Origin of the sequence: Pantoea sp. Cy-639, from assembly GCF_011752525.1 — a bacterium.
GTDB lineage: Bacteria > Pseudomonadota > Gammaproteobacteria > Pseudomonadales > Pseudomonadaceae > Aquipseudomonas.
This window is the reverse complement of record NZ_VWXI01000012.1, coordinates 69853-83505: the sequence shown is the minus strand read 5'-3', so window position 1 is coordinate 83505 and position 13653 is coordinate 69853. Positions and strand designations below refer to the sequence as shown.

Sequence of the window (13653 nt, the reverse complement as noted above, 5' to 3'; positions counted from 1 at the left end):
AATCCTGAGCCTTGGCTATTCTCAAGCTTTCACCGGTGGTTCCTCGCTCGGCGGATCGCCCACCGTGGGCGGTACGCTCGGCCGCTCGTCCGGCTCCTCTTCGGGCTGCGGTGGCGGCAAGGCCGGATCGTCGATGTTCGGGTCGGGTGTCTCCGGTGGAATGGGAATGTTCATGGGCCTGACCTCGCGGGATGAATGAAGCGGTGCTGCAGGCTTCGACCCTGGCCTGCGCCGTTCGCTCATTTTTTTTGAACCCCGCCCGCCGCCATGGCTCTGAACCCTTACCGCCACCATCCCCACGGAGTGAGTGCGATGTCAGGTAACGAGCCGTTCGAAAGCGTGCCCATGGCCGGTGATCATCCGGACCAGGCCATCAGCCTGTCCCAGGCCTTGCTGGCGCCGCGCATCGTGATTGAGGATATCAGCCCGGTGCTCGACGGTGGCACCTTCGCGGCCAAGGCGGTGCGCGGGCACAAGGTCGAGGTGGGCGCCAAGGTGTATTGCGATGGCCACGACCGCCTGGCCGTGACCCTGCATTGGCGCCAGGCCCACAGCCGGCGCTGGCACTGCGTGGCCATGCAGTCGCCGGGCAACGACCTGTGGCAGGCGGCTTTCACCCCCAGTGAGCTGGGCCTGCACCTGTTCAGCATCGAGGCCTGGATCGACCCTTGGGCCACCTTCTGCCACGACCTGGAGAAGAAGTACGCCGCTGGCGTGGACGTGCATCTGGAGCTGGAGGAGGGCCGCTTGCTGCTGGGCAAGGGCATCGAGCGCAGCGATGGCTTGTTGCGCGAGCAGCTTGGGCAATTGCAGCAACGTCTCCCGGCCCTGCCGGCGGACGAGCAGGTCGCCTTGCTGCTGCATCACGACGTCGCGCAACTGATGCTCGAAGCCGAGCACCGCAGCTACCTGACCCGTAGCCCCGAGCTTGCCCTGGACGTCGACCGCGAGGCCGCGCAGTTCGCCAGCTGGTACGAGCTGTTCCCGCGCTCGGTCACCGACGACCCCGAGCGCCATGGCACGTTCAACGATGTGCAGCAACGCCTGCCGATGATCCGCGACATGGGCTTCGACGTGTTGTATTTCCCACCCATCCACCCCATCGGCATGCAGCACCGCAAGGGCCGCAACAACGCCCTCAAGGCTGAACCGGGCGATCCTGGCAGCCCCTATGCCATCGGTAGCGCCGAGGGCGGCCACGAGGCCATTCACCCGCAGCTGGGCACGCGCGACGACTTCCGTCGACTGGTCAGCGCCGCCGCCGAGCAGGGCCTGGAGATCGCCCTGGACTTCGCCATCCAGTGTTCCCAGGATCACCCCTGGCTCAAGCAACATCCCGGCTGGTTCAGCTGGCGACCCGACGGCAGCATCCGCTACGCCGAGAACCCGCCGAAGAAATACCAGGACATCGTCAACGTCGATTTCTACGCTCCCGAGGCGGTGCCGAGCCTGTGGCTGGCGCTGCGCGACGTGGTGCTCGGCTGGGTCGCCGAGGGCGTGAAGACCTTTCGCGTCGACAACCCGCACACCAAGCCGCTGCCGTTCTGGCAATGGCTGATCGCCAATGTGCGCAGCCGCCACCCCGAGGTGCTCTTCCTCGCCGAGGCCTTCACCCGCCCGGCGATGATGGCACGCCTGGGCAAGGTCGGCTTTGCGCAGAGCTACACCTACTTCACCTGGCGTAACAGCAAGCAGGAGCTGCGCGAGTATTTCGAGCAGCTCGAGCAGCCGCCGTGGAGCCAGTGCTATCGACCGAACTTCTTCGTCAACACGCCGGACATCAACCCGTATTTCCTGCAGACCTCCGGGCGGGCCGGCTTTCTTATCCGCGCCGCCCTGGCGACCATGGGCTCGGGAGTGTGGGGCATGTACTCAGGCTTCGAGCTGTGCGAGGGCACGCCGTTGCCGGGCAAGGAGGAGTACCTCGATTCGGAGAAGTACCAGATCCGCCCCAGGGACTACACCCAGCCCGGCAACATCGTCGCCGAGATCGCCCAGCTCAACCGCATTCGCCGGCACAACCGCGCCTTGCAGACGCACCTGGGGGTGGCGTTCTTCAACTGCTGGAACGACCAGATCCTGTACTTCGCCAAGCGCACGCCCGAGCGCGACAACTTCATCCTGGTGGCCATCAGCCTCGATCCGTACAACGCCCAGGAGGCGCATTTCGAGCTGCCGCTGTGGGAGCTGGGGCTGGACGACAACGCCGATACCCAGGGCGAGGACCTGATGAACGGCCACCGCTGGACCTGGCATGGCAAGACCCAATGGATGCGCATCGAGCCCTGGCACCAGCCGTTCGGCATCTGGCGCATCGAAAAGGCCCGTTAACGGCAGCACGTTATTACCTCTGGTAGGAGCGAGCGTAGCTCGCGATGGGGTGCGCAGCGGCCCCAGGTTTTCAGCTTCGCAGCCACTATTGCCGGGGCTGCCTTGCAGCCCATCGCGAGCTGCGCTCGCTCCTACAGGGGATCGCGCGTAACCGAGGACAGAAAGGAGTCACCCATGGCCAAGCGTTCCCGCCCGGCAGCCTTCATCGACGACCCGCTGTGGTACAAGGACGCGGTGATCTACCAGTTGCACGTGAAATCGTTCTTCGATGCGAACAACGACGGCATCGGCGATTTCGCGGGCCTGATCGGCAAGCTCGACTACATCGCCGAACTGGGCGTCAACACCCTCTGGCTGCTGCCTTTCTACCCCTCGCCACGGCGCGACGACGGCTACGACATCGCCGAGTACAAGGCCGTGCATCCGGACTACGGCAGCATGGCCGATGCCAGGCGTTTCATCGCCGAGGCGCACAAGCGCGGCCTGCGGGTGATCACCGAGCTGGTCATCAATCACACCAGCGACCAGCACCCCTGGTTCCAGCGCGCCCGCCATGCCAAGCGCGGCAGCAAGGCCCGGGACTTCTACGTGTGGTCCGACGACGAGCAGAAATACACCGGCACGCGGATCATCTTCCTCGATACCGAAACGTCCAACTGGACCTGGGACCCGGTCGCCGGCCAGTACTTCTGGCACCGCTTCTACTCGCACCAGCCGGACCTGAACTTCGACAACCCGCAGGTGCTCAAGGCGGTGATCCGGGTGATGCGTTTCTGGCTCGACCTCGGCGTCGACGGCCTGCGCCTGGACGCCATCCCCTACCTGATCGAGCGCGACGGCACCCACAACGAGAACCTGCCCGAGACCCACACCGTGCTCAAGGCGATCCGCGCCGAGATCGACGCCAATTACCCTGACCGCATGCTGCTGGCCGAGGCCAACCAGTGGCCGGAGGACACCCGTCCGTACTTCGGCGAGGGCGACGGCGACGAGTGCCACATGGCCTTCCATTTCCCGCTGATGCCGCGCATGTACATGGCCCTGGCCATGGAGGACCGTTTCCCGATCACCGACATCCTGCGCCAGACCCCGGAGATTCCGGCCAACTGCCAGTGGGCGATCTTCCTGCGCAACCACGACGAGCTGACGTTGGAGATGGTCACCGACCGCGAGCGCGACTACCTGTGGAACTACTACGCCGAGGACCGCCGCGCCCGCATCAACCTCGGTATCCGCCGGCGCCTGGCGCCGTTGCTGCAGCGCGATCGGCGACGCATCGAGCTGCTCACCAGCCTGCTGCTGTCGATGCCCGGCACGCCAACCCTGTACTACGGCGACGAACTGGGCATGGGCGACAACATCTACCTGGGCGACCGCGACGGGGTGCGCACGCCGATGCAGTGGTCACCGGACCGCAACGGCGGCTTTTCCCGCGCCGATCCGCAGCGCCTGGTGCTGCCGCCGATCATGGACCCGTTGTACGGCTACCAGACCGTCAACGTCGAGGCCCAGGCCCACGATCCGCATTCGCTGCTCAACTGGAACCGCCGCCTGCTGGCGGTGCGCAAGCAGCAGAAGGCCTTCGGCCGCGGCACCCTGAAGATGCTGACCCCGAGCAACCGACGCATCCTGGCCTATCTGCGCGAATACACCGATCCGGATGGCAACAGCGAAGTGGTGCTGTGCGTGGCCAACGTCTCGCGCGCGGCCCAGGCGGCGGAGCTGGAGCTGTCGCACTATGCCGAGCGGGTGCCGGTGGAGATGCTCGGCGGCAGTGCCTTCCCGCCGATCGGTCAGTTGCCGTTCCTGCTGACCTTGCCGCCGTACACTTTCTACTGGTTCCTGCTGGCCTCCCACGACCGCATGCCCAGCTGGCATGTCCAGCCCGCCGAGGGCTTGCCCGAGCTGACCACCCTGGTGCTGCGCAAGCGCATGGAAGAGTTGCTCGAGGCACCGGCACGCGACACCTTGCAGGGCGCGATCCTGCCCCAGTACCTGCCCAGGCGGCGCTGGTTCGCCGGCAAGGAAGGGCCGCTCGACCAGGTACGCCTGTGCTATGGCGTACGTTTTGGTACCGCGACCTTGCCGGCGCTGCTCAGCGAAATCGAGGTGCGCAGCAATGGCAGCAGCACCCGTTACCAGTTGCCGTTCGGCCTGCTTCCCGAGGAGCAGATCAACGCCGCATTGCCCCAGCAACTGGCGCTGGCAAGGGTACGCCGGGGGCGCCAGGTCGGGCTGATCACCGATGCCTTCGTGCTGGAACCGTTCATTCGTGCCCTGCTGCGCGGCTGTCAGGATGGCCTGAGCCTGCCGTGTGGCGAGGGCCAGCTGCGTTTCGAATGTACCGACCAGCTCGCCGCGCTGGCGCTGGATGAGCACAGCGAGGTGCGCTACTTGAGCGCCGAGCAGTCCAACAGCTCGGTGGTGGTGGGAGGGCGCGTGGTGCTCAAGCTGCTTCGCCGGGTCAACCCGGGCATCCACCCGGAGCTGGAGATGAGCGCGTACCTGAGCGCTGCCGGCTTTGCCAATATTTCGCCGCTGCTGGCCTGGGTCAGCCGTGTCGACGACAGTGACCAGCCTCACCTGCTGATGATCGCCCAGGGTTACCTGAGCAACCAGGGCGATGCCTGGGACTGGACCCAGAACACCCTGGAACGGGCGATTCGCGATGAGATGGAGCCGGGCACCATCGAGCCCGAGGCGCACCCCGACGCCCTGGCCGAGCTCAATGGTTTCGCTGCCTTGCTGGGCCGGCGCCTGGGCGAGATGCACCTGCTGCTGGCCGCGCCGACCAACAATGAAGCCTTCGTGCCACGGCCGAGCGACGCCGCCGACAGCGAGCGCTGGCGGGTACAGATCAGCGCCGAACTGGTTCATGCCCTTGACCTGCTGGCCCAGCACTGCGACACGCTGGACAGCGACAGCCAGGCCCTGGTGGACGATCTGCGCCAGCAACGCGAAGGCCTGCAGCAACACATCGACCACCTGGCCCGCCAGGCCCAGGGCGGCCTGCTGATGCGAGTGCACGGCGACCTGCACCTGGGCCAGGTGCTGGTGGTGCAGGGCGATGCCTACCTGATCGACTTCGAGGGCGAGCCGGCGCGGCCACTGGTCCAGCGCCGGGCCAGGCACAGCCCGTACAAGGATGTCAGCGGCGTGCTGCGCTCCTTCGACTATGCTGCTGCGATGATCCTGCGCAGCGCCTCGTCGGTGGACCTCTCCGACGCGGCGCGCCAGGCTCGCCAGCGGGTCGCCCGGCGGTACCTGCACCAGTCGCGCCATGCCTTCGTCGAAGCCTACGGGCTGGCCACCGCCGCCATGCCCCATGCCTGGCAGTGCGCCGAGGGCGAGCGCGCGGCGCTTGAGCTGTTCTGCCTGGAGAAGGCTGTCTACGAGATCACCTACGAAGCCGAGAACCGCCCGGACTGGCTGGCCGTGCCCTTGCATGGATTGCATGGGCTGGTCAGTGCCTGGGGAGAGTCATGATGCATCTCGCGGGGCCAGCCCACGCAATCACTTGAACACTTGCAAAGGAACTGAGCGATGAATGCAACCACGCGTGACACCGGTGGCCTTCGGCAACGGGACCTGGATGCCCTGGCCCGCGCCGAGCACGCTGATCCGTTCGCCGTGCTCGGCCCGCATCCTGATGGTGTGGGCGGCCAGACTATCCGCGCCTTCCTGCCCAACGCCCTGAACGCGCGGGTGCTGGCGCGTCACGACGGACGCATCCTCGCCCAGATGCAGCAGGCCAGCCTGCCCGGGCTGTTCACCGCGCAGCTGGCCGAGGCCCAGCCATACCAGCTACAGATCGACTGGGCCGGCGGCCAGCAGGTCACCGAGGACCCATACAGCTTCGGCCCGCAGTTGGGCGAGATGGACATGTACCTGTTCGCCGAGGGCAACCACCGTGACCTGTCCGGGCGCTTCGGTGCGCAACCGATCGAGGTCGACGGGGTCGGCGGCGTGTGCTTCTCGGTGTGGGCACCCAATGCCCGGCGCGTATCGGTGGTCGGTGACTTCAACAACTGGGACGGTCGACGCCACCCGATGCGCCTGCGCCATGGCGCCGGGGTCTGGGAGCTGTTCGTGCCGCGGCTCGGCGTGGGCGAGGCCTACAAGTTCGAAGTGCTGGGCCACGACGGCGTATTGCCGCTCAAGGCCGACCCGCTGGCCCGCGCCACCGAACTGCCGCCGAGCACCGCGTCGAAAGTGGCCGGGCCATTGGCTCACAGCTGGCATGACCACGACTGGATGGCCCAGCGCGCCCAGCGCCATGCCTACAGCGCGCCGCTGTCGGTCTACGAGCTGCACGCCGGCTCCTGGCGCTGCGAGCTGGACGATGCCGGCGAGGTGGCGCGGTTCTACAACTGGCGCGAACTGGCCGAGCGCCTGGTGCCCTACGTGCAGGAGCTGGGCTTCAGCCATATCGAGCTGATGCCGGTCATGGAACACCCGTTCGGCGGCTCCTGGGGCTACCAGCCGCTGTCGCTGTTCGCGCCGACCTCGCGCTATGGCAGCGCCGAGGACTTCGCCCACTTCGTCGATGCCTGCCACCAGGGTGGCATTGGCGTGATCCTCGACTGGGTACCGGCGCATTTCCCCACCGACGAGCATGGCCTGGCGCGTTTCGACGGCACGGCGTTGTACGAGTACGACAATCCGCTGGAAGGCTTCCACCAGGACTGGAACACGCTGATCTACAACCTCGGGCGCAACGAGGTGCGCGGCTTCATGCTGGCTTCGGCGCTGCACTGGCTCAAGCACTTCCACATCGACGGCCTGCGTGTCGATGCGGTGGCCTCGATGCTCTACCGCGACTACTCGCGCAAGGCCGGCGAGTGGGTGCCCAACCGCCATGGAGGGCGTGAGAACCTCGAGGCCATCGACTTCATCCGCCAGCTCAACAGCGTCGCCGCCCAGGAAGCGCCGGGCACACTGATCATCGCCGAGGAGTCCACGGCCTGGCCCGGGGTCAGCCAGCCGGTACAGCAAGGTGGGCTGGGCTTTGCCTACAAATGGAACATGGGCTGGATGCACGACACCCTGCACTACATCCAGAACGACCCGATCCACCGCACCTATCACCACAACGAGATGAGCTTCGGGCTGATCTATGCGTATTCCGAGCACTTCATCCTGCCGATCTCCCATGACGAGGTAGTGCACGGCAAGCATTCGCTGATCGACAAGATGCCTGGCGACCGCTGGCAGAAGTTCGCCAACCTGCGGGCCTACCTGGCCTTCATGTGGACCCACCCGGGCAAGAAGCTGCTGTTCATGGGCTGCGAGTTCGGCCAGTGGCGCGAGTGGAACCACGACCAGCAACTGGACTGGTACCTGCTGCAATATCCCGAGCACCAGGGGGTGCAGAAGCTGGTGGCCGACCTTAACCGCCTGTACCGCACGCTGCCGGCGCTGCATGAGCAGGATTGCCAGCCCCAGGGTTTCCAGTGGCTGATCGGCGACGACGCGCACAACAGCGTGTATGCCTGGCTGCGTTGGAGCAGCCAGGGCGAGCCGCTGCTGGTGGTGGCCAATTTCACTCCGGTGCCACGCCAGGACTACCGGATCGGCGTGCCTTTCGCCGGCCAGTGGCGGGAGTTGCTCAACAGCGATGCGCAGCTGTATGCCGGGTCGAACGTGGGCAATCTCGGAGCGGTGCAGGCCGAGGAGATCGCCAGCCACGGGCAGCCGCTGTCGCTGGTGCTGAACCTGCCGCCGTTGGGGGTGCTGGTGATGCAGCCGGGTTGAGCAGGTGCTTGTGCGCAGGGTGGCGTGCGCTGGGCATGAATGTGCCCTGCGCGTCTGCCCGGGACCGCCCAGCGATAGATGGCAACGCTTTCACCAGGGACAGGATTACTTCAAATCAATATAGGTAACCGTCGTTTCTGCCGGTCGCCTGCACGACTTTATGTCTACCGTTCTCATTCACTGGAAAGCGCCTCCGGATCGGGATGGCGCGCGAAGCCAGCCTGTCGCGGGCTGGCGGGTTTACTTCAAGGGAGTGAAGCGGATGAGCTATTCCAGCGTAGACAGCGAGCGCCTGCCCAGGTCATCAGGCAACGACCCCATAGCGATTGTCGGCATGAGCTGCCGGCTGGCGCCGGATCTGACGTCCCCCGCGCAGTTCTGGGACTTCCTGCAGGAGGGGCGAACGGCGGTCGGCGCAGTGCCGGCCGACCGCTGGCAGGTTTACGAGGAGGCCAGCCCGGCGCTGGCGAATGCACTTCGCAAGGCCACCCGGCTGGGTTGCTACATGGCCGATGTCGACAAGTTCGATGCAGGTTTCTTCGGCGTTTCCGCGCGGGAGGCCGAATCCCTCGATCCTCAGCAGCGGATAGTCCTGGAACTGGTGTGGGAGGCGCTGGAGCGTGCCGGTATACCGCCCTCTGGCCTGAAAGGGGGCGATACAGGTGTTTTCGCGGCGGCAAACTCGTTTGACTATGGCCATCGGCTGTTTTCCGATATCGCTCATATCGAGCCCTGGGCCCTGAATGGCGGCATGCTCTTCGGCATAGCCAACCGTGTTTCCTACGTACTCGACTTGCATGGCCCAAGCCTGGTTGTCGATACCGCGTGCGCGGGGGCCCTCACCGCACTGCACCTGGGCTGCCAGAGCCTGTGGGATGGCTCTACCGGGCTTGCGATCATCGGCGCTGTCAATGTGATGTCGTTCCCGGGCATGCAGGTGGCGTTGGATGCCGCCGGCGCAACCGCCGCGGATGGTCGGTGCAAGTCCTTCGATGCGGCGGCGGACGGCTATGGTCGCGGTGAGGGTGCTGGCGTGCTGATCCTCAAGCGGTATGCCGACGCACTGCGCGACGGTGATCCGGTCCAGGCCTTGATCCGAGGCTGCGGGGTCCATCAGGACGGCAGGACCGCCGGCATGATGGCGCCGAATGGAGAGGCCCAGGCACACATGCTCAGGCAGGTCTACCGACAGGCTGGCGTCGATCCATTGTCGGTGCACTATGTGGAAGCCCATGGCACGGGCACACGGTTGGGGGACAAGGCTGAGCTCACGGCGATTTCGCAGGTGTTCGGGACCGGGCGCCAAGCCGGGGGCGAGTGCCTGGTCGGCTCGGTGAAGCCGAATGTTGGCCACCTGGAGGCCGGGGCAGGCATGGTCGGCCTGATCAAGACCGTGCTGGCCATCCGGCATGGGCAGATTCCCAGAAGCCTGTACTCATCGCTGACCGCTGAAATCGACTGGCAGACAGCGGGAATCCGGGTCGTGGGCGCTGCCCAGCCCTGGCCGATGACCGCGACGCCTCGGCGTGCTGGGGTCTCATGCTTTGGTGTGGGCGGGACCATCGCCCATGCCATCCTCGAAGCGGCTCCTGCGGCCGAGCGTGAAACCCTCGAACCGGTCGCGGCAGGGGCGGGCCTGCTGTTTCCCTTGTCGGGTCAGTCCCGTGAAAACGTCCAGGGCGCGGCCGCGCGTCTGGCGGCCTGGCTGGAAGCCAACCCACAGGTATCGCTGGCGGATATCGGTCATACGTTGGCGTTGCGCCGTGATCACCTGGAGGTGCGCAGCGTGGTGCAGGCCTCGACGCGCGAGGCGCTGCTCGAGGCCTTGCACAGTGCGGCGACGGCGAGTCCGTCAGAGTCCTTGCACAGCGGCGCATGCAACCGGGGGGCAGGCAAGGGCGTCGTGTTTGTATTTTCCGGGCACGGCGCCCAATGGCCAGGCATGGGGCGGGAGTTGCTGCAGACCGAGCCGGTCTTTGCCGCGCAGGTGGACGCGCTGGCCGATGTGTTTCGCGACGAACTGGGGTGCACGGCGCGCGACCTGCTTGAGCAGGGTGACTTCGAACCTGTGCGGCACGCCCAGGCTGCGACCTTTGCGGTTCAGGTGGCCCTGGCCGCGCTGTGGCAGAGCAAAGGCCTGGAGCCTGCGGCTGTGATTGGCTACTCCATTGGCGAAATCGCCGCCTCGGTGGTTGCGGGGGCGCTCGAGAAAAACGCTGCCGCGCGGTTTGCCTGCCGGCGGGCTGGCTTGTACCAGCGACTGGCCGGCAGCGGTGGCATGTTGATGGTCAACCTTCCATTCGCACAGGCGACGCAGCGCCTTGGTAGCGCGAAGGAGGTGGTAGCCGCCATTGCTGCCAGCCCCCGTTCTACCGTGTTGTCCGGGGAGGGTGCGGCGCTGGAGCGTATCGCGGGCGCGTGGGGCAGTGATGAGGTCGTCGTCCGTCGTGTCGCGACCGATGTGGCGTTCCACAGCCCCCAGATCGACGAGGTGCTCGATGACATTCGACGCGCCGCTGGCGAGCTGCAGCCGTGTGCGCCGCGTATCCCGATGTTCAACTCGGTGCTGCCGGACCCACGCTCGCCGGCCCTGCGGGACGATGCGTTCTGGGCGGCCAACTCGCGTTGTCCGGTGCTGTTCGACCAGGCGGTGAGTGCGGCGCTGGAGGAGGGCTTCAGGTTGTTTGTCGAGGTCTCGAGCAAGCCGATCGTTTCCCACGCCATTCGGGAAACGGCCGAGGCCTGCGAGTGTGACGATGTCGTGGTATGCCCGACCTTGAGAGAAGGCCAGGCACAGCGCCAGTCGCTGCTCGACAGCCTGGCCAGGCTCTACAGCGAAGGTGCCGGGCTGAACTGGCAGTCGTGGTATGGCGCAGCTGGATTGCTCGACCTGCCGACGACCAGTTGGCACCACCAGCGCTACTGGACCTCGGCAAAACCGAGTAGCACCGCCAGCGGCAGGGGGCATGATGCCTCCCGTCATACCTTGCTGGGCTCGTGCCGCACGATTCGCAGTTCACCGCCCTGCGAAGTGTGGCAGACGCACCTTGATTTCGAGTCTCGGCCGTATCCGCGACAACACCCGATCGCCGGGGTCGAGATCATGCCGGCAGCGGTGTTGCTGCACTCGTTCCTGCAGGCGCGGGCGAGCGCTGCTGGCATGCCCGGGTTGAGGGATGTGATCTTGCGTACGCCTATCGCGGTGGAGGGCGAGCGGGAGCTGCAGATCGTTTGCCAGGGCAAGGACATCCGGCTTGCCAGTCGATTGCTGGAGGCGCTGCCCGATGAAAGCAACGAAGCGGATCTGGCCTGGGTCACGCATACCACGGCGACGCTGGAGTGGCGTGCGCCGGAGGAGGCGATGTATCCCGACCCGGCGCGATGGATCGCCAACTGTGAGCAGACGCTGGAGTGGTCGATGGTCGAGCCGGTGTATCGCCGGCGTGGTATTGCCGATTACGGTTTCCGCTGGCGCATCCAGGCCCTGCGCCGTGGCCAGGGTACGCTCGTTGCCAGCGGGTGTGTCGACACCTGCGCGGAGCAACGCAACAGTTGGGCCGTGGTGCTGGATGCAGTGCTGACGATGATGCCCCTGCTGTTGCCGGATGACGATGAATTGCGCATGCCCGCAAGACTTGGCGAACTGAGGGTCAGTGGGCCGGCGCCAGACAGCTTCACCGTGCTGGCATCTGTGGCTGTGCCCGAGCAGGTGCCGGTGATGGATGTATTGATCCTGAATGAAACAGGGCTGCTCGTTGGCCGTCTTGAAGGCCTGGTGTTCGCGACCATAGACCGCAAGGACGGGCTGGCCCCGGTACCGGGCCGGACGGTTTTCGTCGAGGCCTGGGAGCCTTGGACGCAAGGCGAGGATGCGCAGGCGCAGGCAACTGAGGTGTTCCTGCTCGGGGCGGGTGAGGCGCAGGCCGGGCGGTTGATGGCCGGTTTCGTGGGGGCGGGAATGCGTTGCCGCATCCTCGATGACCTCGCCGAGCTGGAGAGCAACGGCCGGCCCGGTGTCGTGCTGATGCTTGGCGAAGCCCCAGGGGATGGAGAGACTGTCGAGCAGAATGTGGAACGCAATGCCTGGCGGTTGCTGACGGCCACGCAGCAGGTCGCGGCACGGCGCACGCGCGAGCCGGCGATACGTCTTGGCTGCATCACGTTTGGCGTGAGGCAGCTGCGTACTTCGTCGGCGCTGGGGCAGTCCGGCCTGTGGGGGATGGCGCGGATCATCGCTGGCGAACAACCAGACCTATGGGCCGGGCTGATCGACATGGACCCGCAGGCGTTGGACGAGCCCGCCACCTACGGGCATCTCGCCAAGGCGCTTGGGCAGGGCCGGGAGGATGTGCTCTCGGTCGCTGCCGAGGGCATCCACGCCTTGCGCCTGCAGGCCCTCGAGACGGCTCCGAGCAGCACCGAAAGCCGCCAGATCTGCAGGGCAGATGCCACCTACCTGGTGACCGGCGGCCTGGGCGCGCTGGGCCTGGAGACCGCTCGGTACCTGGTCAGCCAGGGGGCGCGGCGCCTGTTGCTGGCCAGTCGCAATGGCTTGCCGGCACGCAGTGAATGGGCCTCGCAGACCTGTCCGCAGCTGCGCTCGGTGATCGAGCGTGTGCGCGCGCTCGAGCGGCAAGGCGTCACTGTGGTACCTCTGGCGCTGGATGTGGTGGACGAGCCGGGCATGCGCCGGGCCCTTGAGCAGGCCCTCCAGTCTCTGCCCGCCATTCGTGGTGTCGTGCATGCCGCAGGCCAGTTCGCCGGTGGCCTGGTCGAGTCGCTGCAGCGCCAGACCTTGCGCACAGTGCTGCAGGCCAAGGTCGATGGCACATTGGCCTTGGCCCGGGCGCTGGACCATGCGCCGCTGGACTTCTTCGTCCTGTATTCCTCCAGTGGGCAATTCGCACGCTTGTCCGGCCAGGCCGGATACGCGTCGGCGAATGCCTTCATGGACGCCTTCGCCCGCCATCGTCGCAGCCTTGGCCACAACACCCTCAGCCTTGGCTGGATGGCCTGGGATCGGCTGGGCATGTCACGCGGTATCGATACCACTTTGCTGGAGGCGCGAGCGCATGGGCTCGAGGGGATCAGCGTTCCAGCGGCACTGATGTCCTGGCAACTGGCCCAGCAGGCAGAAGTACCCTACGCGGCGGTTTTCAGCGCTGCGCGCAAGGAGGCGGTCGACACCCCGTTGCCTGTACTGCGCCATGTATTCGCCGCAGAGCAGCCTGGAGCCTGCGAGGCAGCGGCTCAAACGCCCTGGGCCATGGTCCCGCAGGCGCAACTGCTGCCCTGGCTGATCGATGATATCCAGGCCCAGGTTGCCGCCGAGCTACGTTGCGCCCAGGCAGACATCGGCCCCAGGCGCTCACTGGTCGAGAAAGGGCTGGACTCCCTGATCAGCGTGGCGTTGCGCATACGCCTGAAGAAGCGTTATCGGATCGATATTCCGCCGACACTCATCTGGAACCACCCGACGATAGAGGCAATTGCAAAATACGTCCGAGGGCAGTTGCTGTCTGTCGACGAGCCCGTGCAGCCGACCTGATGAGCCGGGTTGCACAATCG

5 protein-coding genes are annotated in these 13653 nt (G+C 66.1%); 4 read left to right on the top strand and 1 reads right to left on the bottom strand.

The features are described from left to right. Nucleotides 1-21: 21 nt before the first annotated feature. Nucleotides 22-174, bottom strand: coding sequence for a hypothetical protein (locus tag F3J43_RS15805; protein ID WP_166888268.1), 153 nt, complete (start codon nt 172-174; stop codon nt 22-24). Between the two features lie 138 nt (nt 175-312). Between F3J43_RS15805 and F3J43_RS15800 the strand changes: the two genes are divergently transcribed. The 4 genes from F3J43_RS15800 (at nt 313) to F3J43_RS15785 (ending at nt 13633) form a co-directional block, all read left to right on the top strand. Next, on the top strand, nt 313-2331 hold the full coding sequence (locus F3J43_RS15800; protein ID WP_166888266.1) for an alpha-1,4-glucan--maltose-1-phosphate maltosyltransferase: 2019 nt from the start codon (nt 313-315) through the stop codon (nt 2329-2331). Between the two features lie 174 nt (nt 2332-2505). Beyond that, nucleotides 2506-5817 (top strand): maltose alpha-D-glucosyltransferase, encoded by a 3312-nt coding sequence (gene treS / locus F3J43_RS15795; RefSeq protein WP_166888263.1) that lies wholly within the window; start codon nt 2506-2508, stop codon nt 5815-5817. Nucleotides 5818-5874: 57 nt separating this feature from the next. Next, complete coding sequence (gene glgB / locus F3J43_RS15790; protein WP_166888261.1) at nt 5875-8085, top strand: 1,4-alpha-glucan branching protein GlgB; 2211 nt, start codon at nt 5875-5877, stop codon at nt 8083-8085. Between the two features lie 262 nt (nt 8086-8347). Then, nucleotides 8348-13633 carry a type I polyketide synthase gene (locus tag F3J43_RS15785; RefSeq protein WP_166888258.1) on the top strand — a complete coding sequence of 1762 codons (5286 nt, stop codon included), beginning with the start codon at nt 8348-8350 and terminating at the stop codon, nt 13631-13633. The last annotated feature ends 20 nt before the right edge of the window (nt 13634-13653 follow it).

Coding starts and splice junctions, on each gene's coding strand:
- F3J43_RS15805 (WP_166888268.1), bottom strand. CDS start 174: ATGAACATTCCCATTCCACCGGAGACACCCGACCCGAACATCGACGAT.
- F3J43_RS15800 (WP_166888266.1), top strand. CDS start 313: ATGTCAGGTAACGAGCCGTTCGAAAGCGTGCCCATGGCCGGTGATCAT.
- treS (WP_166888263.1), top strand. CDS start 2,506: ATGGCCAAGCGTTCCCGCCCGGCAGCCTTCATCGACGACCCGCTGTGG.
- glgB (WP_166888261.1), top strand. CDS start 5,875: ATGAATGCAACCACGCGTGACACCGGTGGCCTTCGGCAACGGGACCTG.
- F3J43_RS15785 (WP_166888258.1), top strand. CDS start 8,348: ATGAGCTATTCCAGCGTAGACAGCGAGCGCCTGCCCAGGTCATCAGGC.